Genomic DNA, 25,635 nt, shown 5'->3' on the forward strand with positions numbered 1-25,635 from the left:
TATGACCGCACCAGTACAACAGAATTATGATACATATTTAAAGCGTAAAATGTCGCTCAAGACAAGTTTTACATTTGTATTACTCATTGTGTTAATTGTTTGGAGTTTTATTTATACAGGTTTTAATGTTGGGGACTTAATGGTTGGCTTACCTCAAATAGGTGATTTGTTTGCCCAAATGATTCCACCTGATATGAGCTACTTAAGTCAAATTACACAACCCATGTTAGACACAATTAGAATGGCGATTGTTAGTACTGTATTAGGAAGCATCGTGTCTATTCCAGTTGCATTATTATGCGCCAGTAATATAGTACAGAAGAAATGGATTAATATACCTGCACGATTTATTTTGAATATTGTCCGTACGATTCCAGATTTACTACTTGCGGCGATATTTGTTGCTGTGTTTGGTATTGGTCAAATTCCTGGTATTTTAGCGTTATTTATTCTAACGATTTGTATCATTGGTAAGCTATTGTACGAATCTTTAGAAACGATTGACCCAGGTCCTATGGAAGCGATGACGGCGGTAGGTGCAAATAAGGTGAAATGGATTGTTTATGGTGTAGTGCCACAAGCGATATCATCATTTGCCTCATATGTACTTTATGCATTCGAAGTGAATATACGTGCTTCAGCTGTGCTAGGTTTAGTAGGTGCGGGTGGTATTGGATTATTTTACGATCAAACGTTAGGTCTATTTCAATATCCGAAAACAGCTACGATTATTTTATTCACGCTGGTTATCGTAGTCATCATTGATTACGTTAGTACGAAAGTGAGGGAACAACTCGCATGACGACTAAAGAAACGCAATATCCATTACACACTAAAAATCATCGCAAAAAGTTGATTAAACAGTGGCTCATTGCAATTATAGTAGTGAGTATTATTATTTGGGCTTTTTCAGGTGTGCCTAGTTTAGAACTCAAAAGTAAATCTATTGAAATATTAAAAGCGATTTTTAACGGTTTGTTTCACCCAGATTTAAATTATATTTATATTCCTGAAGGCGAAGATTTATTAAGAGGGTTATTAGAAACATTTGCTATTGCAGTAATTGGTACTTTTATAGCGGCCATTATTTGTATTCCGCTTGCATTTTTAGGTGCTCAAAATATGGTGAAGTTACGACCTGTTTCAGGAATAAGCAAATTTATACTTAGTGTTATTCGAGTATTTCCAGAAATTGTCATGGCATTAATCTTTATTAAAGCAGTAGGCCCTGGCTCATTTTCAGGTGTTTTGGCACTCGGTATTCATTCTGTTGGTATGTTAGGTAAATTATTAGCAGAAGATATTGAGAGTTTGGATTTTAGTGCCGTAGAATCTTTAAAAGCAAGCGGTGCTAATAAAATGAAGACGTTAGTGTTTGCAGTTATTCCCCAAATTTTACCATCATTTTTATCATTAATCCTTTATCGATTTGAATTGAATTTACGTTCTGCTTCGATTCTTGGTTTAATAGGTGCAGGCGGTATTGGGACGCCACTGATCTTTGCAATTCAAACACGTTCTTGGGATCGTGTAGGTATTATATTAATTGGACTAGTAGTCATGGTAGCTATCGTTGATTTGATTTCTGGTGCAATACGTAAACGTATCGTTTAAATAAGCAGATAGGCTAGAGTTTCTCATTATGGGAAACTCTTTTTTTATGAAGCATTTTTTTAATAGAAAATCTCATTTAAGGATGAAAATATAGTTAGCAATCGAATATATATTCATAAGTCATCGTGGTATAATAATATTAAATAAATATTTTATATAATATGTTTTGATGTTGTAAGGATATACTAAATGTTTAAACACTATTATATATGATTAAATGACGGAGATGACAAATCATGATCGATATTCATAACCATATATTGGTTAATATGGATGATGGCCCAAAAACTAAGCAAGCAATGATTCAATTGCTTATTCAAGCTAAAGAGGAAGGTATCACAGGCGTTATAGCTACACCGCACCATCTAAACCCTAAATTTAACAATAGCTTTCAAAACGTTTCTTTAAAATTAGCAGAAATGAGAAAGATACCAGAAATTAAAGACTTAGGTATCGAATTATTTCCAGGTCAAGAGGTAAGGCTCACAGAAGCAATGATTAAAGAAATTGAGTATGGCAGTATACAAGGATTAAATAAATCACGATATTTATTGATTGAGCTACCGTTTGGTGATGTGCCTGATAATGCTAATCGACTGTGTCATGAATTGCAATCTTTAGGATATATACCAATCATAGCGCATCCAGAACGTAATAAAGCAATTGCCAAAAACCCTTATCTCTTATATGAGTTGATTTGTAACGGGGCATTGAGTCAATTGACAGCGAGTTCATTGTTAGGTGATTTCGGTAGAAGTGTTCAAAAATTATCATTACGTTTTATGGATTGCCATTTAGCACACTTTATAGCATCGGATGCACATTCTGTAGAGCATAGACCATTCGCCTTAAATCAATTGTTTGATGAACGAAAGTTAATACCTTATAGAAATAAAATAGAAGAAATGATTGAAAATGCCAAAGCCATCGTGAACAATGAAGTGGTTTATTCGGATAGACCATGTGAACCAGAGATGGTGAGACGATTTCTAAGATGGTTTTAAGAATAAATTTAAAGGAATAATGAAAAATAATGTAGACAATACTCATAAATATAATGTATAAGGTTAAACGAAGAGTGGTAAGGATGAATAACCTGGGAAATCAATTAACCTTTATAATGAAGAGGTGATCAAGATGGAAGATAATCAAAAAATAGTTAACGATAGAACAAGTAATGTATTGGGTTCATTAAGTTATTTAAGTATATTCTTTGCACCTGTACTTTTTCCAATTATTGTTTGGATCGTTGCAGATGCACCTGCATCAACGTACTCTAAAAAAGCGTTATTAAACCATGTTATGTCTTGGGTTTGTATGGTTTTAGCCATTATTTGTTTTGTAATGGTACCAGCAGTATACAACCAAAGTACTGTTTTAATGGTTATTTTGTTTATTTTGGGTATCGCATTTATCGTAGGATCAGGGGTATTATTTATTATTAATATCGTCAGAGGTATTCAATTATTAATTGATTAATTATTTATAAGGGAAGCGTCGTTCAATGACTTTGAACGACGCTTTAAATGTAGTATTAGATTTTTTCGTATCTTATGGGTCTTGATGTGCCGTACGAATCTTTAACTGACGTTTGTATGAAAATATGGTTTGTATCTTCATAGTCTAAAATATACATGAGTTGAGGATCTACTTCAGATGTCAGTTTAATACGTTGATGTTCGGTATCAATTTGAAGAATTTGATATTGATTGTGATTCGTATCAACGCCAGTTTGAATGCTAATAGATTTTTGAGCTGATGGGTTAATCCAATTACCCAAAAATAAGTGAATCGTGTCTTGCTGTGACTTTGTGAGTGTAAGTGCGTCGTCATTAATATGAATAAAGTGGAGTTGATACATAGCGTCGCCTGCCTTCAATCAATATCTATATTATGTTTATTAATAACCTATCATTGTATCGTCCCATGTATAGTCTCTGTTGAATGATAAATGAAGTAAATTAGAATCGGCATCTTGAATAGATAAATCAGTATCCCATGGATTCCAGAAAATCAGTTTTTCTTCGTTATTAATTTTAGCATTACCGACAACTGCCATCGCGTGACCGAGATGAGGGTCATTAGGATTATTTTCAACACTATGAGCTAATATCATAGCGCCCTTATTATCTTTAGTTAATTGGTCAACTTGATTATAAGAAGGCATACCACTTTGATGTTGAATATCTCTACCTTGTGAGTTACCGTACTTAATCATTTGTTGTGGGTTAGTTGAGAATTGTGGTAATTCTTCTTCGCTAACATTTGGATATAGCGTTCTCATAATATCGTGTGCATTATACTTATCGGTATTCTTAGTGGCATTCAGTAAGGCAGCCATACTAAATCCAGCACACCATGAATTATCAAATTGTTGTTCTCTTATTTTGAAGTTTTTTAATGTATTTTCATATTGAACTTGATTGTCTTGGTCGGCTTCAGCTGCTTGATTTTCATTTATTTTTGTTGGCTCAGATGTTGCTTTAAGTTGTTGTTTAAGATGAGATGACATATGTTGATTGTTTTCTTTGTCTTTGATGTTTGTAGGAAGCGGTGTGGCTTTAATTAATTTAACTTGTCCATTTTCTTCAAAGTAGAAACCTTTTTCATCAGTTAAAATAGTTATATTTGTGTGCTTGTCTTTGATAGCATCTAGATCTTTAGCGATGAAATTTGAGATTTTCACACTATAGTTTGCATTTTCTTTAGATTGTTTTAAATCATCTTCACTTTTAGGGCTGACTGTTAATGTATAAATGATTTTGCCATCTTTTAATACTGGATAATAATAACTATTATCTTCGTCACCATTAAATTTATAGATCTTAAATGCTTCGCCTAATTGATAGTCACCAGGTTGGCTATTTTTTTGTTTGTCTAGAGCTTGGGCATAGCCTTTATATTGTTGTTGTGCTAGATTCTGTACTTTTTGAGGGACTTTATCATTTTTAACGTTAATTTCTAGTTGATTGGACTTTTGTGCGGCATAAGATTTGTTAAGGTCAGTAAAAGCAATGGTTGATAATAAAAGTATGGCGAATAAGAGAATACTTATTAATTTAAATGATATATGTTTATATGAATGATGCATTTAACAACCTCCGATAATGTTTGATGATTGATTTATAAGTATACGTTGTCTGTTTATTCTGAATTTTTATATTAATATGTGTGGCAAGTTACGCTGCGTCTGGATTATCATAGTTATTATCGTCATCGTTATTATTATTGTTATTATCGTCTGTGCCATTATTGTTATCATTGTCGTCATTATTGTCGCTATTTGAGAAATTAATGTCTTCAATGTTTTGTTTTAAGAAGTTTTGTACATCTTTGTTGATAAAGACAGCGCCATTATAGCTATTGGCTGCGCCACCCCAATGAATACCAATGACTTCGTTACGGCTATTGAATACAGGTGAACCTGAATTGCCACCAGTTGTACTTAAGTCATAGGGCATATCTTCACCTTGTATTTGAGTTATTTTACCTCTACTTTCCCACATTGTAGCAAGCGGTTTATCTCCTGGGTAACCAGTAACGGTGATAGGTTGATTTTGATTTGTATCCGCATTGTCACTTAAAGTGGCTGGTGTAACAACTTCACCAATATTTTGATTTTTGTCATTAGGTGAGAATTTAACGATGGCTAGGTCAGCATTGCCTGGATATTTAGTGATTTGTTCTCCAGTAAAGCCACCATTTGGATAATTATTTTGATTAACTGCAGAAGGGAAGGCTTTTAAAGCGCGTGGATTTCCGTGAGTCGCATCTACAACATGCTTGTTAGTTAAAAGTTTGTCTTTACCAACAACAACGCCTGATGCAATAAATGTACCTTCGTTTGATTGAACTTGAACGAAAGTAACAGGAGCATAGTGACCTAACGTTGTATCATTAATTTGATGTCGATCATTGTTAGGTAGTATGACATTTGCGCGTTCTTTCTTTTCAACAGGTTTGACGTTATTACCTTTATCAATCTTCGGTGTCTTTTGTTGTTGAGATTGTGTGGTTTGTTGGTGATTATCGGTTGATGATGTCGTTTCTGCATGTGCTGGATTAATTAATGTCGCTGATGTCAAAGTTGCAATTAACAAAGAACTTGCTGTTAAAAACTTAACTTTCATTTTAAAACCTCCTAAAAATAATATTTCCAACACAAATATAACACCAAAAATTTTTAAGTCAATACAAATATATAAAATAATTAAAAAAGTTTTGTAGAAAATAGTGTTTTATGAAATGTTTTCTATAAGATTGAATTAAATATCGTTTTATATTATTTAATTGTGCAAAAATGGATATTAACCATATAAAAAGCACCGGCTAAAACTATGAAATAAATAGTAATTAGCTAGTGCTTCTATGTATTATATATTGTAATGAAATTAAAAGTGTTTAAATGGTGAAACTATTTTTTAGCAGATGATTTTCTTAATAAAATAAAAGCTACACCTAAAACGAGTGTGATGACAAAACCGATGTATGGTGAACGTGTTCTTTCTTGGCCGGTTGCAGGTAATGATTTTGATTGGTGATGAGTTGTTATAGCTGATTGCGATGATGTAGAATCATGTGATTGTTGCATTGAACGACTTATCATTGCTTGGTTGTTAGCATGAATAGGTTGTCCAACTGCATCATGGTTAAAGCCAGCATCCACATTATCATCCGCAACAATCGCATCGCCATTTTGGTCATGATTGAAGTTGCTATCTACGCTATTAGCTGTCATTAAAGGATTACCGTCTCCATCATGGTTGAAGCTAGCATCTACATTATCCTCAGCAACGATCGCATTGCCATTTTGGTCATGATTAAAGTTGTTATCGATATTGTTATCAGAAGCAATAGGATTACCGTCTTGATCGTGAATAAAGTCACTATCTACACTATTAGCTGTCACTAGAGGATTACCGTCTTCATCATGGTTGAAGTCAGCATCCACATTATCCTCAGCAACGATAGCATCGCCATTCTGATTATGATTAAAATTGTTATCAATGTTGTTATCAGAAGCAATAGGGTTACCATTTTCGTCGTGATTAAAACTGCTATCGATGTTATTTTCCGCAGTAATAGGGTTACCATTTTCGTCGTGATTATAAGTTGAATCTGTTTGATTAGCTTGAGTGATGGCATTACCATTCGACTGATGGTTAAAACCTTGGTCTACTTGATTATTTTCTATAGTTGCAGCTGAAGCCTCGTGATGTGATGTAAGAAATAAAGCAGAAGTAGTGATAGTTGCGCCGATTAAGTATTTGATAGAATGATGAGTCAAAAAAATCTCCCCTTGAATATATTTATTTATACAGTAAAGAAATTTTATCTAAGTTATTGTAGTTAACTCATAAAGTTAAATGTTTAGTTATCAAAACTTCGTTATGTACAATCTAAATATAGTATCAAATCATTTGAAAGCCCTATGAATCAGGTGTCAATGAAATAACAGTTTTGTCACTCTAATCATCAATCATGTAATAACACTTAATATTATCTAACAAAGTAAGTACTTTTGATCAGGCTTTATGTTATGTAGAATACATATAAAGAGGTGAGAACGATGGAAATAGTATATGTCGCTGGCGGTTGCTTGTGGGGCGTGCAAGCTTTTTTCAAAACAATACCAGGTATCGTATCAACTGAAGCTGGAAGGGCGAATGGAACAACATCAAATTTGAATGGTGAATACGATGGTTATGCCGAATGTGTAAAGTTAACGTTTGATCCGGATAGGTTGTCTATTCGGAACATTATGTCATATCTTTTTGAAGTGATTGATCCATATAGTTTAAATCAACAAGGTCAAGATATAGGTGAGAAATATAGAACAGGATTATATAGTGAAAATATGCAACATTTGAAGGAAGCACAAACTTTTATTGATGAGCGTGAAGATAGTGATTATATTGTAGTGGAAGTCTTACCTCTGTCTAACTATGTAAAAAGTGCGAACGAACATCAAGATAGATTGGAAAATTATCCTGAAGATCATCATATGTGTCATATTCCCATGTATATGTTAAATAAATATAAATAAAAAGAGGTCACTTAATGTGACCTCCGTGTTAATTATTTGCGTTTACCGTCAAAAGTATCGAATAAGCTTAATGTTGCTAAGCCTAATAAGTCTAATGCATGTTGAGCACCTTTTTTACCATGTCCAGCTTCGAAGTGTTTGTATGCTGCTACACTTAGTACTGAAATTGTAGCTACTGAGCCTAAACGTGAAGCAGTTTTACTTAAGAAACTTACTGCGAATAAGCCTGCAGCAGCTGCTTCAACTGTACCAACTAATTTAACTGATTTCTCAGGTAAACCGAAGACATTTGTGAATGTATCAGACATACCTTGGTCACCTTGTAATTTGGGTTTTGATGCATCGTAAAGTTCTTTAGCAAGTTTTAAATTTGTAGCATAACGTAATATCATAAAAATATTTCCTCCTATTTATCTTCAAAATATTTATCTACTATAGGTTTAACCTTTTCCCCAAAAAGACGGATGGAATGCATTGTTTTTTCATGAGGCATTGATCCGACTGGAGTATGAATCATAAAACGATTAAGACCTAGAGTTTCTACAGTTTCAATAATTTTTTGTGCGACTGTTTCAGGGCTACCTAAGTATATCGCACCTTCGCTTCCAATTTCTCGTTCAAAAGATTGTTCATTGAAAGGTGGCCAACCACGTTCTCTACCAAGTACATCTTGATGTGCTTTTAATGAAGGGAAGAACTCACGTTTAGCTTGCTCGTCAGTGTCAGCAATATATCCCCAAGAATGTACAGATATTGGTAATTGAGATGGATCATGTCCATATGATTCAGCAACAGATTTGTAAATTTCTATATTACGTGCGAACCGTTTAGGATTACCACCAATAATAGCATAAGTGATGGGTAAACCAAATGCACCTGCTCGTAATGATGATTCAGGTGTACCACCTGTAGCGATAGAAATCGGTAATTCGCCATGTTCTATTCTAGGATAAACACCTGTGTTTTCAACGCTAGGACGTAATTTACCTTCCCAATTGATGATTTCATGCTTATTAATTTTTAATAGCATTTGAAGTTTTTCATTAAATAAATCTTCATAGTCATTTAAGTTGTAACCAAATAATGGGAAAGATTCAATAAATGATCCTCTACCTATCATTACTTCAGCGCGACCATTAGATACAGCATCTAATGTTGAGAAGCGCTCGTATACTCTGACTGGGTCATCAGATGATAAAACAGTAACAGCTGATGATAGTTTGATATGTGAAGTACGTGCAGCTGCAGCAGCTAACACAGTTACTGGATCTGACATAGCATAATCTTTACGATGATGTTCGCCTAAACCATAGATGTCTAAGCCTAGCTGATCTGCCAATTCTATTTCTTCTACTATATTTCTAATTCGTTGTGCATTTGAAATAGGAAGTTCTGAACCTTCCGGCATATGAATTGCACTATTATCGGCAAATGAAGTTAATCCTAATTCAATTTTCATAGTTGCCACCTCAAATATAATTTTTGTATTGGATATATTATATATATCGTTGTTAGTTGAAAGTCAATACGATTTGTTCGCCTCATTATTGAGGCTATTTTCGGGGTAAAAAAGCATATTTGTTATAACAATTTAATTTGCCGTAAATTTAAAACTTTTTGAAAATTAAATAGGTTCTTTAGTTTTATTGGATAAAGTGTAATAATAGTTATCGTTATCATAAATAGAAAGGGAGTATCGGTATCATTGGAGGAACAACGTCATTATAATCTAATCACTACAATTCTATTTTTCTCTGGAATTATCGTTATGGGTAGCTTATATACTGCACTTCCACTTACAGCAGCATTTGCGCATTCCTTTCATATACCTCAATCGGTAGCAACATTAAATGGAGTTATTTTTTCAATTATGTATTCGATAAGTTGTTTGTTTTATGGAACAATTTCTGACAAATATGGAAGAATAAAAACCATATTAATAGGTTTAAGCGGCTTGACCATCATTTGCTTTATTATCGGGTTTGTACAATCATTTTCACTATTACTCATTATGCGTGCAATACAAGGTATATTCGCTGCAACATTTTCTCCAGTAGCAATCACGTATACGACGGAAACATATCCAGCTAAAAAAAGAGTTACTGCAATTAGTTTTATTAGTACTAGTTTCATGTTATCGGGGGTATTAGGGCAGAACTTAAGTGAACTCATTGTTCATCATCTTAACTGGCATTGGGTATATTTCACTTTAACTGTATTATATTTGTGCTTAATATTTGTTATTTACCGCTATGTACCAGAAAACCCACGTCGAAATGCGGATGTACAATTACTTAAATTCTTTAATAACTTTAAAGACTTTCGCGATAATTTAAATGTTTTATACTGTTTATTTATCTCATTTACGTTATTAATTATGTTTATCAGTATGTATGCCATTTTAAATTTATATATCTTATCAGATAAAGTGAATGGAGATATGTCTACAGCATCATTAGTGAAATTGTTTGGTGTGATAGGAATGCTAGTATCGTTGTTAGGAGGTCGTTTAAGTGGCCGGATAGGTATTAAGCGTGTCATCTCACTTGCCTTACTAACAAGTACGTTATCACTGATACTGATGGGGATTACGACAAATATTATTTGTATTACAATATTTAGTGTTACATTTGTTGCTGGTATTGCATTTGCGATTCCATCAGTCATTTCGAAGGTGGGTATGACTGTTAAACATAATCAAGGATTCTTCTTATCAGTTAATACTGTTATATTATTTATGGGTACAGCTATTGCACCTATACTAATGATTTATATCGCTAAATTACCACAATATTTCTTAATGTTTGCTTCAATCGCATGTATTGGACTTATTTCATTTATTGTATCGCTATTTATGCCTAAAGATGAAAGTGCACATTAAATAAAAAAACATAATGAATGACTTGGTTAATAGATATGATATATATTTAAACGATTTATTTATAGTGTATGACTATAAATGAATCGTTTTTTTAGTATTAGAATTATATACATAGCTATTATATGATTGAAGAAATACAAATATTTAATAGGGGTGAGAAACGATGAATTATTCACCAAAGCAAGGCACTAAATCTCATGGATTGCCACATGATCCGTTTAAAAGTAGTACAGTACCAAGACCTATCGGTTGGATATCTACAGTTTCGAAAGATGGTAAAGATAATCTAGCACCTTATAGCCAATACCAAAATTTAACTTGGGATCCACCTATGGTTATGTTTGCGGCGAATCAGTCTGTATTAGGTGATCACGAACGTAAAGATACTGTGAAAAATGCCGAAGAGACGGGTTGGTTTGTATGGAATATGGCTACGTATGATTTAAGAGAGGCGGTTAATTTATCATCTAAAGCATTAGCACCCGATGAAGATGAATTTGACTATGCTGGGGTCACTAAAGAATCATGTATTGAAGCACCTGGCTACAGAGTAAAGGAGTCTCCAGTACATTTCGAATGTGAATATGTTCAAACAATTCGCATACCAACTGGTGATCCTGTATCCACAGTAGATATTGTAATTGGACGTGTTGCTCAAGTGCATATCGATGATAAAGTCATCACTGAAGATGGAAAATTAGATATTCCATCAATTCGTCCAATCGCACGTTTAGGATATTATGATTATACAGTTGTTGATCAAGTATTTGAAATGAAAGCACCTCATGCTTCTAAAGAAGAATTAGCAGGATTAGAAGGTAGAAACTTCGATAATAAAAATGATGATTAAGGTTAATAGCACTTTCGTAATTAAACATTGAATATAAAATAATAGCCAGTCGATGCGGTGTTAAAAACCACATTGACTGGCTATTATAATTTAGACATATTGATAATTATATTAAATCTTTATTCACTTTTTGTAGTTCTGTATAGTCGCCATCAATGTGTACGTTTGGAGGTTGTACATCAACTTTTGGAAATAGTAATAAAGCGACTAAACCTATTAAACCATATATAATAAAGGTCATTGTATAACCTAAATCTTCTATAAATGGTCCTGCTACAATTGAGCCCAAAACTTGCCCAACGGCTAACATTAAAAATGGAATTCCGATACCTAATGACGCATTTTTCACAAATATCTTCACACCCCAAACGAGTAGTACACCTGTAATGAAAATATAACTCACACCAAAGATTAATGATGAAAGGAAGGGCACTATCCACACGATAGGCGTTAAAGCTAAGAGAATAGAAGCAGCTGACATTAAGATAACCCCAAAAAAAGTAGGCAGATTGAATATCTATTGATCAATGATATGACCAGAAATACCACCAAATTTAGGTGGTAGAAACATGATCGACAGGGCTAGAAAAATCAAGTGTATCGTGTAATGCTGATAAAATTTCTGCTTCAGAGTAATTGTAATTATTCTCTACCCATCTTCTTATAATTTCTATAAGCCCACTACTATAAAAATCAGCAATTAATTGTGGATGATCGCTGTTCATAATTTTATGTGCTAATAAATCGTTATTACACTCAGCACCTTCTAATATTTTCTCACTACAGAATTGAGTCAAGCTGCGAAAGACAGCGTCTTGTCTTGATGCGACAAGTAAATGTTTAAATACAGGTTTATGTGTATTGATGAATGAGATAAATGATTCTAATGCATCTGTTGAACCGTGCTGATGTAAAGAATCTAAATCGAGTGCTTCTTTCATATATTCTGTTAATGAATAAAGTAAGTCATATTTATCTTGGAAATATCGATAAAATGTACTGCGATTAATTTCAGCAGCGTTACATATTTTCTGTACAGTGATGTCATCAAAGTGATAGTCATTTAATAATTCAAAAACTGTTTGATTAATATGTTTTATCATACGTTTTTGTGTAGATGTCGTCATAAGCAGGACTCCCCGAATAGTCATTTTATTAAGATAAGATTGATAGATAATTTATCATAGACGTTGTTATTTTACCAAATATAAATGCTTTTTACATGGAATACCCATTATTGAATTGCGGAGACAACACAAAAAAGCAGGACTTGTGAATAGATAGCTCAAGTCCTGCTTACATGATTGTTACTCGGAGTTATTAGATTTTACTAGAAGAATTAATGATCAATACCTTCTAACCATTCATCTACTTTATTATCGTTGTCATCAACATAGTCTTTGGCAACTTGTTCTGGATTTTTCTGGTCTTTGAAGATTTTCTTAGCTAATTGATCTTCGTCTTTTTTGCTCCAGTCGTCTGACATACGCGTTGCAATTGTGTATGCTGCTGGATGATTAGCTTTGAATTCTTTATTAAATACTAAGTTAATATGTTGATCTTCTTTACCATAGATTTTGTCAGGATCTTTTAACATTTTAACGCCTAATTCTTTAGAGAACCAACTAGAATCCATTGCTGTAAATAGAATTGGTTGTTGTTGTTTATAAGCTTTTTGAACTGCTTTAAATTGATCTTGGTCAGAAGATTCTTTTAGGCTATAACCGTCTAGATTATCTTCATCAAGTTCACTTTTAGTTTGTTTCATGACACCATTTCTAGCGTCTGTACCTTGAATTTCTTTATCAAATTTCTTGCTATCTTTTAAGTCAGCAATTGAGTCGATATTTTGTTCATATTTTGGTACAGCTAAGCCTACTTTAACATCATCGACAAGGTTCTTTTTGTCGTAAACGGATAATTTGCTTTTATATTGATTGTAGTAACTTTTATCTGTAGATGGGAAAATACCAGACGCATGGAATGAATCTGCATTTTCAGCTACAGATGCATATAATGGACCACTTGCTTGTACAGGTGTAGTTGTAACGTCATAACCCGCTTTTTTAAGAACTTCAGCTATGACTAATGTACGTGGCGCTGAGTTATCACTAGCAATATATGGTAATTCGATTTCTTTATTGCCTAGGGAAGTATTGCCATCTTTTGATGAACTTCCGCCACCGTTACCACACGCGCTTAGCACGATAGCTAAGGCAATAGTGGCAAACAGGCCTAACAGTTTGAAACCTCTTGTTTTAAACATTCAGCATATCCTCCTTTTTAAGATTAATATCTATCATCGTCATGACTGAAATCGGTACGATGTTTGTTGTCAGTATGATTTGAATATTGATCGTATACATCTTTACTATTTTCTCTTGCATATAACATTAATGCATTAAATAGCATGGTTAGGTTCATTGGATGCAAATCGTGATACGTGTGATTCGCTTGTATAAGTTGAACGGTGTGTATCATCTTGATAACGTCGTTCATCTTCATCACGATGATATTGACGATCTAAACGTGATGGGTGTTCACTTTCAAAGTTTCTGCCATCTCTTTCACGACGATCAGTAGCGTAAGCACTATGACGATCTTCATTGTTAGATGCATGAGATTCAGCTTGATGTGAATCTTGTTCTAATGCTTTACCTTCGATATCTAATTCTGGGAGGATGCTGCCTAACCATTTAGGTAAATACCATGATCCTTTACCAAATAATTTTGTTAATGCTGGAATTAATGTCATACGTACGACAAAGGCATCAAATAATACCCCAAATGCTAGTGAGATACCCATTGATTTGATTTGCATATCGTCTTGGAATACAAAGGCGATAAATACACTGGACATAATCAATGCAGCTGCCACTATAACAGGGCCACTTTCTTTAATACCTACTCTAATAGAGTGGTCATTGTCACCAGTTTTACTATATTCTTCATGCACACGTGTCATTAAGAATAGTTCGTAGTCAATGGCTAAACCGAATAGTAAACCAATTGTAATAACTGGTAAGAATGCTAATAGTGGACCAGTGTTTTCTACACCGAATAGGCCACCAAGGAAGCCATCTTGCATGACCAATGTTGTGAATCCGAGTGTTGCCATTAATGATAATACGAAACCAAGAACGGCTTTTAATGGAACAAGGATTGAACGGAATACGAATACTAATAATACAAATGCTAATAATACGATAACACCAGCAAATACTGGGATAGCATTATTTAATTTTTCAGCCATATCGATGTTGATCACGCTTTGGCCTGTTACTTCTGTATTAAAGTCGTATTTTTCTTTGGCTTGTTTATTATAATCACGTAAATCATAAACTAAATCGCTTGTTGATTGCGCATTAGGTCCATCTTCAGGAATGATAGAGATTAATGCATAATGGTTATTATCATTTAATTGAGGTTTTTCGACAGTATCCACATTATCCATATCTTTAAGATCTTTTCGCATGCTATTTAGATCAGATTCAATGTCTTTTTTACTGCCACCGTCTTTAGTATTTACAAGCATCGCAATTTGACCGTTATATCCGGCACCAAAGTTATCGGTAACTAAGTTATACGCTTTGTGTGCGGATGAATCGTTAGGTTTTAAGCTATCGTCTGGCATACCTAAACGCATTCCAGAAATTGGTATAATAGCTGCGATTAAAATAATTAAACTGATAATAATAGCTAGTACTGGTTTACCAACTACAAATTTAGCCCATGGATGATTTTTAGGGTCTTTACTTTTTTCTGGTTTGTCTTTGATTTTAATACGTTTATGGAAAACACTAATTAATGCAGGTAATAATGTTAAAGCGGCAAGTACCGCGAATAAAACACTAATTGCAGATGCGAATCCCATAACAGCTAAGAAATCAATACCTACTAATGAAAGACCACAAACGGCAATCATAACTGTTAAGCCGGCGAATATAACTGCGCTTCCTGCTGTACCAACAGCTAAGGCAATGGATTCAACAGGTGGGGTACCTTTTTTCCTGATTTCTTTGTATCTAAATAAGATGAATAGAGAATAGTCGATACCAACAGCTAATCCAATCATTACGGCTAGTGTTAATGTAAAGTTTGGAATATCGAATACGTTTGTTAATAATGCAATGATACCAATGCTTGAGCCTAGTCCTATGATGGCGCTGACAATTGGCATACCTGCTGTGATTAATGAACCAAATGTAATTAATAAGATGATAAATGCAGTGACAATACCAACTAATTCTGAATTACCACCTGGTTCAGAACCACCGCTACCACCTTGAGCTTGTTCGATTTGAACATTGTGGTCATCTTTCACATCTTTCATTTCGCGATTGATAATTTTCTTAGAAGAATCTTTTAATGATGTTTGGTTGACTACATAATTGACTGTAGCAATTGCAGTATCATTATCATCATTGACTGGATTTGTTTCATATGGATTACTTACGTTTTGTACGTAATCATCATCTTGTTTAATATTATCAAGTGCTTTTTCGATATCTTTCTTAGTGCTTTTATCTGTAATACCATCCTTTTTATCAGAATGTATTACAATTTTCATAGATGCTTTTTCACTATCTTGATGGAACTCTTTTGACATCTTGTCATTTGTATCTAATGATTTAAGACCATTCATTGTAATATTGCTATCAAATTTAGGTGCGCTAATCAATAATGGTGTAATGATAACGCCTAGAATCAAAAGCCACGCAATGATACTGACCCATTTGTGCTCAGCAATGAATTTGCCTAATTTGTATAAAAGTTTTGCCAAGACATTTCCTCCTATTTGTTTTTTTTATTCGTTAACTTGTGACAGAGCTATGAAGTTGAGCTCAATTTAATTGAGAGAAATCTGTGGTGTTTTAAAGTTACAATTATTAATTTAACAAGATTCAACAGCTTGAAACACCATTAATTTTATTGAGTCGTTGAAAAATGAAACAGATTGTAAGAATTGTTGGACATTTTATTGAAAAGATAACTAAGAAGCGTGATTAATGTGTTGTTATAGCCACTGTTAACTTGTGACAAAATGACCAATGAGAATTAAAATACCTATCAATACTAAACATAAGCCAGGTAAATAAAATTTCTCTTTTAACTCATGGCGTTTTTCGTCAGTATATATCACAATTTTAGAAATAATGATTAAAATTATGCCTAAAATAATAAGTATGATAGATAAAGACATGTGGATGCCTCCTAACAGTATGAAACAAAAAATTTGATGGGGCGAAAGTCAGATAAAATTAAAAAGTGCTTATTATAAGTTTCATTCCCTGTATTCAGTTAAATAATAAGCTAAATACACAGTTTTAATAAAAAAGATCGAAATTGGGATGACTATGGCATGATTCCCCCCATGATGCGTCGAAGAGTTAAAACTTTATATAAAAAAAGTGGGGCAAGTTAGATACTCACCACCACTTAATAGGTATTTAGGCGTTATTCATTAATCAAACGAAAGAGTTCAATAAATAATTGAATACAATTATTGTGCGTTGGCTTTTAAGTTAACATCAATATTGCCACGTGTTGCTTTAGAATATGGACAGAATTGATGTGCTTGTTCTACATATTGTTCAGCTTCTTCTTGAGATACATTTTCTAACGTAACCTCAATGTCTGCAGCTAATTTGAATCCATTATCTGTAGCGTCTTTCACTAATTCAATCGTGATTTCCACTTCTGGGTTTGCGTCATTAACTTTATGACGAGATAAAATTAATGATAGTACACTGTTAAAGCATGCACTATAACCTGCCGCAAATAATTGTTCAGGGTTAGTATCGTTACCACCTTGACCGCCCATTTCTTTTGGTGTTGCTAAATTTTGGACAAACGTATTATCTGGACTAAATACACGACCATCACGGCCACCATTACTAATCATTGTAGTTGAATAAATTGATTCTGCCATTTCAAAAACTCCGTTTCTAATTAAATTAAGTTAAATTATATATTTGAATTAACTAATTTAACTTGATTGAATTATAAGGGGATATACATATAGTTACAAATTATTTGTTTATTAAGATTGACTGAAAAGATAAATAGATGCTATTAAAAATGCGAAGTGTAATTTTATAGCACTTTGTTATATAATGGAGATGAATTTTAAAACGGCAATTGATTAAAGGAGATTGAAAACATGAAAGATATACAATTCGACAAAGTCAGCATGTGTTTGAAATTATCTTGTTCAGCACTTTTAATCAGTGGGTCAATGATAGGTTATGGTTTTGCTAGTGACATGACAGCACAAGCAAAAGAAACCTCATCTTCATTTCATACATCTGAATCAAAAGATGAGTCATTGAAAGATAAAATCGATGACGCTAAAGATGACATTGATCGACTTACACATTTAAAAGAAGATTCAAGAGAGGATTACCACAAACAATTAGATGATGTATCTGATAATGCAACATTGGATAAGATAATAGAAGATGCTAAAAAAGAAGATCGTAAATTAAAATTATTAGATAAAGAAACACATCAAACAACGAATTCAGATAAAAACGCGTCTACTGAAAAGAATAATGAAAATGTAAAAGACACTAAAGACAATGATGATGTTACTAAAGACCTAGACAAAATTTTGGCGGATTTGGATGTATCTTCAGAAAAGGTTGATAACCCTCAACAAAAAAGCGATAAAACGAATCAGGTACCAAGTCAAAGTAATGTACGTGATACGCAGCAAACGTCAAATCTTAACCAAACGTCAGTGCTCAATGATTTAGATAAAATAAAACAAGATACAACATTAGATGAAGATGTAAACGTGACAAATACACAAAAGGATTTCAACCGTGTATCTAACCAACGTCAAGATGCACAACAAGATTCTAAAGATCAATCGCAAGATACTACTAAAAAACTGCCTCAAACTAACATTAAAGAACAACAAACATTAGATGATTTAAAACACATTGCAAACGAAGCGGATGTGAAACAATCTGATCATAAACAAGATGAACATGTAGGAAAGATTACAAAGGAATTAGAGGGTAGTGACAAAATAGATCAAGCGATTTCTAGTCAATTAGCTTCTAATAAAATGAATGATGATCAATACATTAATAATAAAAGGGATACACTTAAGGCACTAGAAAAGGATGTCAATCAACGAAGTGATTTTAATAAGCAACGTAAACAGGCTTTAAAACAAGATATTCGTCAAACAGAACAACGCATGAATCAACAACATGATTTAATACTTAATCAGTTGCAACAATCCAAAGATAAAAATAAAGTGGCTCAATCCATTTTGGATACAGTGATGAGTCAAAATGAAGCGAAACAAGCAATGAAACACGTAAAGACGAAAGGAAAGACAGATCAACAAATTGCCAATCAAATTGATAAGCAGTTGGATGGACTTGCACATACATCATCAGATAATATTTTAAAATCAATGTTAGATCAATCTAAAGATAAGCAACAATTAATTAAGCAACTACTTGCTACACGATTAGGAGATAAAGAAGCACAACGTATTGCGAAACAATTAGCAAATGGTCAATTATCAAACCAACAAATTGTAGAGCAAATTAAACGACACATTGATAAACAAGGACATGTGAGCGCGGATGACATTTTAAATGATGTATTAAATAATGCAAAAGATAAACGACAAGCGATTGAAACTATATTAGCAACGAGAATAGAACAAGGAAAAGCAAAGGTGTTAGCAGATGTCATTAATCGCATACAAAGTGATAAAGCAAGTGCTTTAGATTTAATCAAGTCTGCCATTAACGGTAAAGCTAATGATTTATTGCAATTGCAACAAAAGATGGACAGTGCTAAGAAAGATTTAGACTATATTGTTTCTCCGATCAAAAATAGACCAAGCATTTTTGATAGAATGAATCAACAATCCAATCAAGGCTCTCGTTTATTAGATCAACTTAATTCTGGTGGTAGTCTATTGGATAGTATTCCTGATATTCCAACGCCAACACCTGAAAAAAGCCTAACGCTTGGTTCTAATGATGGATTCCTAGATGGATTGTTTAATGATGATGGTAATCTATCATTACCTGATGCAGGTCAGGCAGTTAAGCAACATTGGATACCTATAGCATTAGTTATAGCCATTATCGGTGGTAGTATAATCTGGTATAGTAAACGTAAAAGATCAAAATAAATTAAAACAAGCGAGACAAAGTTAACTTTGTCTCGCTCTTTTTAATGGTGTAATCCGAGTGATTTATTTACCCGTTATATAATCCAATTGTGATGCATCATCAGCATCAATCGTTCTATATGAGATAACGCCTAATCCTTTCACATTTGATTCTGAAATGATAATTGAACCATCAGCGTTAACTTTTTCTACGAATGCAACATGACCATATTGTGTATCCGCACCTAATTGACCAGCTTCAAAAACGACTGCTGTATGTTTTTTAGGTGTTGAAGATACTTGATAACCTTCCCGTGCTGCACGATTATTCCAATGATGTGCGTCGCCTAAATTACTATGAATATATTGACCAAATTGTTTCATACGCTGATCCACATACCATGTACATTGTCCTTGTGGATAGCTTGAACTTCCTTTGTTTTCTTCGAATGGTTTGAAACTTGATTGTGATTGATCATCGCTATGAATCGTATGATTATATTTATCCAAACTTGGCATTTCTTTCTTATCAAAATCAGTTAAATGATAATGTTTTATAATACTATTTAATTTCTTAGCATAATTAGGATCAGTCGCATAAGTACGTGATAAATGAGAAGTTGCTGACTGGTAAGTAGACGCTTCGCTCTTCCATGTTGGACGGTAAATGTTAGGGTTACCATCTATACCTTTTTTAATTAAACGTGCGTAATCTTCGAGTGATGCTTTTGTATCAGGATATTTACGGAAACCAGCTGTAATATTAAACATGTTATTTGTACTATCAGCTTCTAAAGTATTAAATGAAACAGACTGTCCTTGATAAGTTCCTTTAATGCCAAATAGATTAAAATTAGGTTTTTGTGCTAAAGCGCTATTACCAGAATCAGATTCTAAAATAGCTTGTGCCATCATTACTGAGGCATAGAGGTCTTCTTTTTGACCTATTTGATGTGCATCTTTGGCAATCGTTTTAATAAAATCTCTCGTACTTTTACTATCAACGATATTGATATCACCATCTGTTAAAGTACTGTTTTCTATTTTAGGTAATTGTTGAAACAATCCAGTGGCACGTGTATTTGATTGTTTAAAATCACCTTCAAATGATTGTGCGGGCTTTGTTTTATGTTTTAATTCATCCGGTGTTGGAAGTTGAGGATTGACGTCTTGATGTTTTGTATTGTTTGGTGTTGTATCTTGTTGTTTTTCATCTTGAGTGTGTTTATCTTTAGATGTTTGATACTGCTTTTGCGTTTTCGTTGCATCTTCACTATACTCATCTAAAATTGAATCAATTGCTGAGTCGGAAATGCTTTGATGTGATGTTGACTTGTCATTCTCATTAGAACCATTCGATTGATTTGAAGCATGATCTTGTTGATTGTTATCGCCTTGTTGATGATCTTGAACTTCATCACTTTGTGAATGATGATCTTGGTCTGTTAGGTTGCTATTTTCATCTTCGTTATTATTAATAGATTGGTTATCTTTAATAGACTCGTCTTGTTGTGGATCCTTTTCAGAGCTATCGCTATTATCTGTATCTTGACCATTATCAGTCATCGCATCATTATTATTCGATTGTTCATTTTCAGACGTTACATTTGTATCATCTTCTTCATGAGAAGGTTGTTCATAGTCTGAAATATCAGAGTCAAAATGAAATAGATTTTGAATTAAAGTTGTTAAACTAAAACTATTGTCATATTGGTCTGGAGACCATAATCGATTAAAGTCAGATTGATGCGTGGATAATCCATCATAAAATTGATTAATTAAATTTGTTGATTGATGTGATTTTTTATAATTATCATCTGTAACAGATGTTTGTGTTCCGTGATGATTTTTTTGTTGTTGCGCTTTGTCTTGTTCATCCATTTTAGTGTCTTCACGTGATGGTTTCTTAGTTTTTTCATGCTTTTGTTGTGGTGTGTCCATTTCATCATCGTCTTGTGTGCCTTTAGTACGTTTATTATTATTGTTTGTTGAATCATTGTCACTTTGAGTATTACGCTGTTGTGATGATGAAGACGGCGTTGTTGAGTGGTCATCTGCAGCATTAGCTATGGGTGCTGTTGAGAAAGATGGCACAATTAATGTAGTTGTAAGTAAATATATCAAGAATTTATCTTTAGACATCTGTGATTAGCTCCCTTAAATATTTGAAAAATGATTGAGATACATATTGGACATTTGTTATAATTTAACTTATGACATTTATAGTTGATATGTATCAACAAATTGAAATAATCTAGTAAACTTAATTATACTAACCTTTATCAGAAAAATAAATTGTTTTTGGAAAAATGTAATCTAACATTTGGTAAAATAAGTATAAATATGATGGCGATATCAATAATAGATAGGAAAGTTAATCAATCGTTTTTAGGAGTGTGACAATGAAAAACGCACTAAAGCTGTTTAAAACAGATTTAAAGAAAATTGCTAAAACACCAGCAGTTTGGATCATATTAGCGGGGTTAGCCATATTACCCTCATTTTATGCGTGGTTTAACTTATGGGCAATGTGGGATCCATATGGAAATACAGGCCATATTAAAGTAGCGATTGTCAATGAAGATAAAGGTGACAAAGTTAGAGGGAAAGAGATTAATGTAGGTAATAAAATGGTACAAACCCTCAAGAAAAATGATAGCTTTGATTGGCAATTTGTTAGCCGTGAAAAAGCAGATCATGAAATTAAAATGGGGAAATATTATGCAGGCATATACATACCGAGCAAGTTTACACATCAAATTACGGGAACATTAAGGAAACACCCTGAAAAAGCGGATGTCGATTTCAAAGTCAATCAGAAAATCAATGCGGTTGCGGCGAAATTAACAGATACAGGTTCTTCATTAGTGGTAGAAAAAGCTAACGAACAATTTAATCAAACCGTGACGAGAGCATTACTTTCAGAGGCGAATAAAGTAGGTCTGAAAATTGAAGATGAAGTGCCAACAATTAATAAAATCAAAAATGCGGTCTATGCAGCAAATAATTCTCTGCCAGAAATTAATAAGTTTAAAAATAAAATCATCTATTTAAATGAACACCAAGATGACCTTGATCGCTATGCGAATCAATTTAGAAATTTAGGTAATTATAAAGGTGATATTTTAGATGCACAAGAAAGATTAAATCAAGTTAATTCATCAATACCAGCATTAAATGAAAAGGCCAAATTAATAATAGCGCTGAATAATTATATGCCTGATATTGAAAGAGTACTAAATGTAGCAGCGAATGATGTACCGGCACAATTTCCTAAAATCAATAGAGGTGTCTCTATAGCGGGGCAAGGTATTGATGCTGCGAACGACCAACTCACAGATGCTAAAGGATTTTTAACACAAGTTCAAAATCGAGTTGGTGATTATCGTGATGCAGCAGGACGTGCCCAAAATGTAAATAATGATGTTAACCAAGGTTTACGTCAGAAAGGTGCGCGTCAACAAAGTGCTCATAATAAACAACACGACGAGGGAAATAGTTATCAATCTGGAATCAAGACGCAATCATTAAGTACTTCCGGTGATAATGAAAGTAACCAGTCAAATGAGCTAGTAAGTTCAAATGATGTTAAATCAATGAATACAGCATTGACTGAATCATTATTATCACTTTCTAATTTAAGTGATGTTCAGGCCAAAGCATCTCAAAAAGATATGGATGCATTGAAACATATCTCATACGGTATTTTGGCATCAGACAAACCGACTGAGTTTAAAGAACCGTTAGAAAATGTATCATCTCGTTTAGAAAATGCTACGAAATATAATCAACAATTTGTTGATATATTATCAGAGCTTGAGAAAAACGAAGATGTTGATTTATCAAAAGAAATTAAGCAAATAAAAACAGCCAATAATCAACTCAATGATCAGTTGAAAACAACCAATCAATTAATCGATGCCTTATCAAATGGTAGTTCTGGTAAATCAGAAGCGATAAATGTGTTGAATAAAATTGGTGATACGAATAAGACATTAAGTCAATTCCGTACTTATGTTAAGAAAGAATTAAATCAAAGTTTATTAAACATTTCGAATGATATTACGTCACAATTGGCATCAGGTCAACAAGCATTATCAACCGTTCAATCTAAATTAAATTCAATCAATCAGGTGATTGATTCAGGACAAAGTATATTAGATAGTGGTAAAAAACGTATTGATCGTATTCAAACAGCATTACCAGGTATAGAACAAACGTATATTAGCGCAATGAAAACAGCGCAAGATTACTTCCCTACAGTGAAGAAAGATGTAGCTAAAGCGGCAGACTTTGTGCGTAATGACTTACCTGGATTAGAACAACGTCTAGCGAATGCTACTCAAGCAGTCAATGACAATTTACCATCATTATTTAGTAAATATGATAATGCGGTGAATTTATTAGATGAGAACCAACCAAGAGCTAAAGAAGCACTGTCAAATTTAGCGGATTTCTCAGAAAATAAATTACCAGGTGTTGAGAAAGATTTGAAGAAAGCCAATAAAATATTTAAACAATTAGATAAAGACGATGCGGTAGATAATTTAATCGATGTATTGAAAAATGATTTGAAAAAGCAAGCTGATGTCATTGCACATCCAATAAATAAAAAGACAACGGACGTGTTCCCAGTTAAAGATTATGGTTCAGGAATGACACCGTTTTATACAGCCTTATCCATATGGGTAGGAGGATTGTTAATGGTTAGTTTATTATCCGTAGATAACAAACATGAGTCTTTAAAATCAATACTTAGTCCTAGAGAAATCTTCATGGGTAAAGCAGGCTTCTTCTTCCTACTAGGTATAGTGCAAGCATTAATTGTATCAATTGGAGACTTAGTTATATTAAAAGCAGCCGTCGAGTCGCCAGTATTATTTGTGACGATAGCAGTGTTCTGTTCACTGGTATTTAACTCAATTATTTATACTTGTGTATCGTTATTAGGAAACCCAGGTAAAGCGATTGCGATTATTTTCTTAGTATTACAAATCGCAGGTGGTGGAGGTACCTTCCCAATTCAAACGACGCCTAAGTTCTTCCAAGCGATATCGCCATATTTACCATTTACGTATGCGATTGATGCTTTACGTGAAACGGTAGGGGGTATTGTTCCAGAAATATTAATTACAAAAGTGATTATCTTAGCATTATTTGGATTAGGATTTATCATAGTTGGTGTTATTTTAAAACCAATCACAGATCCATTGATGAGAAAAGTTTCATCTAAAGTTGATGAAAGTAATGTAACAGAATAAAGTGAATGAGTTTCTAGCACTTAGGCATTATATGTATGCCTTAAGTGCTAGAATTTTTTTATGTAATATACATTAAGACACGAGTTATACACAAAAAATATATTCTTGAGTGATATTATAATAAGTGAATACATTTAAGGAGCGTGTGTAGTATATTACTGGACAAACAATTATCGTTGATGGTGGTATGAGATTCCACTAGATTAGTTAAAGGTATTTAGAAGAAATTTTGATTCAAATCAGACTCATGAATCATTGAGTGTTTAATAAAAAAACAGGATAAGGCATTCAGCTCAAGTAAGAGCCAATGAGAATGACTTAATCCTGTCTTTTATATTATTCTGATTTGCTTTGTTTGTTTGTTTGAAGTGCTATTGTTTTGAGCTGAGCGATTTGCATTATTATTGTTATTTGATCCTTGGCCACCTTGACCGCCTTGACCTTGTGCTGATTCAGTACTTGCCTTTGGTTTATTTACTGGTTCAGATTGTTGTGTACGTGCCGGCTGATTTGACGGTTTAGATTGAGCTGATTGGCTAGGTGATGTCTGATGATTAGCCTGGGATGATTTTTGAGTTGGTTGTTGATTAGCTGAATGATTGGAACTGTTTACATTATTTTGTTGTGAATTCGTAGGCTCAGCTTGAACAGATTCTTGATTTGTTGTAGTTTTTTCCGCTTTATCTTTTGATGCTTTCTTTTTATCTTTTTCCTCAGTTTTGTGTTCGGCTTTATGAAGAGATGATTTATTTTGGTGTGTCAAAGCTGCAAAAACAGAAAATCCTAAAGCTAATACAAGTGCAAAAATAACAATGCTTGCTAGTAATTTCTTCAAAA

At 33.4% G+C, this 25,635-nt stretch carries 22 protein-coding genes and 1 pseudogene; 9 read left to right on the forward strand and 14 right to left on the reverse strand.

The genetic code is table 11. The features are described from left to right. The first annotated feature begins 1 nt into the window (after position 1). From phnE (AC2D8K_RS02595) to AC2D8K_RS02610, 4 genes are all read left to right on the forward strand, one after another. A complete protein-coding gene (gene phnE, locus AC2D8K_RS02595) occupies positions 2-802 on the forward strand; it encodes a phosphonate ABC transporter, permease protein PhnE (RefSeq protein WP_002452376.1) in 801 nt (266 codons plus the stop codon). After that, on the forward strand, positions 799-1,614 hold the full coding sequence (phnE, locus tag AC2D8K_RS02600; protein ID WP_124228081.1) for a phosphonate ABC transporter, permease protein PhnE: 816 nt from the start codon (positions 799-801) through the stop codon (positions 1,612-1,614). Before phnE (AC2D8K_RS02595) ends, phnE (AC2D8K_RS02600) begins: the two co-directional genes overlap by 4 nt. Positions 1,615-1,850: 236 nt before the next feature. After that, positions 1,851-2,618: a tyrosine-protein phosphatase gene (locus AC2D8K_RS02605; protein WP_107546415.1), complete on the forward strand. Its 768-nt coding sequence runs from the start codon at positions 1,851-1,853 to the stop codon at positions 2,616-2,618. A gap of 133 nt (positions 2,619-2,751) precedes the next feature. Then, positions 2,752-3,093: a hypothetical protein gene (locus AC2D8K_RS02610; RefSeq protein WP_124228082.1), complete on the forward strand. Its 342-nt coding sequence runs from the start codon at positions 2,752-2,754 to the stop codon at positions 3,091-3,093. 55 nt (positions 3,094-3,148) lie between these two features. Here the strand turns inward: AC2D8K_RS02610 and AC2D8K_RS02615 are convergent, their stop codons facing one another. From AC2D8K_RS02615 to AC2D8K_RS02630, 4 genes are all read right to left on the reverse strand, one after another. Then, positions 3,149-3,475, reverse strand: coding sequence for a cysteine protease inhibitor staphostatin B (locus tag AC2D8K_RS02615; RefSeq protein WP_075778279.1), 327 nt, complete (start codon positions 3,473-3,475; stop codon positions 3,149-3,151). Positions 3,476-3,514: 39 nt separating this feature from the next. Next, positions 3,515-4,705 carry a C47 family peptidase gene (locus AC2D8K_RS02620; protein ID WP_484697950.1) on the reverse strand — a complete coding sequence of 397 codons (1,191 nt, stop codon included), beginning with the start codon at positions 4,703-4,705 and terminating at the stop codon, positions 3,515-3,517. Positions 4,706-4,793: 88 nt separating this feature from the next. After that, positions 4,794-5,744 carry a trypsin-like serine peptidase gene (locus AC2D8K_RS02625; RefSeq protein WP_124228084.1) on the reverse strand — a complete coding sequence of 317 codons (951 nt, stop codon included), beginning with the start codon at positions 5,742-5,744 and terminating at the stop codon, positions 4,794-4,796. A gap of 284 nt (positions 5,745-6,028) precedes the next feature. Then, on the reverse strand, positions 6,029-6,901 hold the full coding sequence (locus AC2D8K_RS02630; protein ID WP_484697951.1) for a hypothetical protein: 873 nt from the start codon (positions 6,899-6,901) through the stop codon (positions 6,029-6,031). 282 nt (positions 6,902-7,183) lie between these two features. Here AC2D8K_RS02630 and AC2D8K_RS02635 point away from each other — a divergent pair, with 282 nt between their 5' ends. Continuing rightward, positions 7,184-7,660, forward strand: a complete 477-nt coding sequence (locus AC2D8K_RS02635; protein WP_124228086.1) for a peptide-methionine (S)-S-oxide reductase — start codon at positions 7,184-7,186, stop codon at positions 7,658-7,660. A gap of 32 nt (positions 7,661-7,692) precedes the next feature. Here the strand turns inward: AC2D8K_RS02635 and AC2D8K_RS02640 are convergent, their stop codons facing one another. Further along, positions 7,693-8,052 carry a hypothetical protein gene (locus tag AC2D8K_RS02640; RefSeq protein WP_124228087.1) on the reverse strand — a complete coding sequence of 120 codons (360 nt, stop codon included), beginning with the start codon at positions 8,050-8,052 and terminating at the stop codon, positions 7,693-7,695. Positions 8,053-8,066: 14 nt separating this feature from the next. Beyond that, positions 8,067-9,119, reverse strand: a complete 1,053-nt coding sequence (locus AC2D8K_RS02645) for an LLM class flavin-dependent oxidoreductase (protein WP_124228088.1) — start codon at positions 9,117-9,119, stop codon at positions 8,067-8,069. A gap of 246 nt (positions 9,120-9,365) precedes the next feature. On the opposite strand from AC2D8K_RS02645, the gene AC2D8K_RS02650 reads away from it, so the two are divergent. Both AC2D8K_RS02650 and AC2D8K_RS02655 read left to right on the forward strand, forming a co-directional pair. Then, complete coding sequence (locus AC2D8K_RS02650; RefSeq protein ID WP_124228089.1) at positions 9,366-10,541, forward strand: MFS transporter; 1,176 nt, start codon at positions 9,366-9,368, stop codon at positions 10,539-10,541. Between the two features lie 163 nt (positions 10,542-10,704). Then, entirely contained in the window at positions 10,705-11,391 is a 687-nt protein-coding gene (locus AC2D8K_RS02655; protein WP_002452037.1) for a flavin reductase family protein, read from the forward strand. A 106-nt stretch (positions 11,392-11,497) separates the two neighbouring features. Here AC2D8K_RS02655 and AC2D8K_RS02660 read toward each other — a convergent pair whose 3' ends face one another. The 6 genes and pseudogenes from AC2D8K_RS02660 to AC2D8K_RS02685 form a co-directional block, all read right to left on the reverse strand. Further along, on the reverse strand, positions 11,498-11,872 hold the full coding sequence (locus AC2D8K_RS02660; RefSeq protein WP_260390671.1) for an MFS transporter: 375 nt from the start codon (positions 11,870-11,872) through the stop codon (positions 11,498-11,500). Positions 11,873-11,945: 73 nt separating this feature from the next. Further along, complete coding sequence (locus AC2D8K_RS02665; RefSeq protein ID WP_484697954.1) at positions 11,946-12,518, reverse strand: TetR/AcrR family transcriptional regulator; 573 nt, start codon at positions 12,516-12,518, stop codon at positions 11,946-11,948. A 212-nt stretch (positions 12,519-12,730) separates the two neighbouring features. Then, positions 12,731-13,657 (reverse strand): glycine betaine ABC transporter substrate-binding protein, encoded by a 927-nt coding sequence (locus tag AC2D8K_RS02670; protein ID WP_049423205.1) that lies wholly within the window; start codon positions 13,655-13,657, stop codon positions 12,731-12,733. 23 nt (positions 13,658-13,680) lie between these two features. After that, positions 13,681-16,174 (reverse strand): annotated as a pseudogene (locus tag AC2D8K_RS02675) (MMPL family transporter). A 246-nt stretch (positions 16,175-16,420) separates the two neighbouring features. Then, the gene (locus tag AC2D8K_RS02680; protein ID WP_185291339.1) at positions 16,421-16,594 is read right to left on the reverse strand and encodes a hypothetical protein; all 174 of its coding nucleotides are present in this window, start codon (positions 16,592-16,594) and stop codon (positions 16,421-16,423) included. Positions 16,595-16,894: 300 nt separating this feature from the next. Further along, positions 16,895-17,323 carry an organic hydroperoxide resistance protein gene (locus tag AC2D8K_RS02685; RefSeq protein ID WP_124228091.1) on the reverse strand — a complete coding sequence of 143 codons (429 nt, stop codon included), beginning with the start codon at positions 17,321-17,323 and terminating at the stop codon, positions 16,895-16,897. 231 nt (positions 17,324-17,554) lie between these two features. Between AC2D8K_RS02685 and AC2D8K_RS02690 the strand changes: the two genes are divergently transcribed. Further along, positions 17,555-19,558, forward strand: a complete 2,004-nt coding sequence (locus tag AC2D8K_RS02690; RefSeq protein ID WP_124228092.1) for a cell wall anchor protein — start codon at positions 17,555-17,557, stop codon at positions 19,556-19,558. A gap of 63 nt (positions 19,559-19,621) precedes the next feature. Here the strand turns inward: AC2D8K_RS02690 and AC2D8K_RS02695 are convergent, their stop codons facing one another. Further along, complete coding sequence (locus AC2D8K_RS02695) at positions 19,622-21,679, reverse strand: amidase domain-containing protein (protein WP_462883325.1); 2,058 nt, start codon at positions 21,677-21,679, stop codon at positions 19,622-19,624. 260 nt (positions 21,680-21,939) lie between these two features. On the opposite strand from AC2D8K_RS02695, the gene AC2D8K_RS02700 reads away from it, so the two are divergent. Next, on the forward strand, positions 21,940-24,798 hold the full coding sequence (locus AC2D8K_RS02700) for a YhgE/Pip domain-containing protein (protein WP_484697955.1): 2,859 nt from the start codon (positions 21,940-21,942) through the stop codon (positions 24,796-24,798). Between the two features lie 331 nt (positions 24,799-25,129). Here the strand turns inward: AC2D8K_RS02700 and AC2D8K_RS02705 are convergent, their stop codons facing one another. Next, positions 25,130-25,633: a hypothetical protein gene (locus tag AC2D8K_RS02705; RefSeq protein ID WP_124228095.1), complete on the reverse strand. Its 504-nt coding sequence runs from the start codon at positions 25,631-25,633 to the stop codon at positions 25,130-25,132. Positions 25,634-25,635 lie beyond the last annotated feature (2 nt).

The sequence above is a fragment of the Staphylococcus sp. 510 genome, from assembly GCF_057219715.1.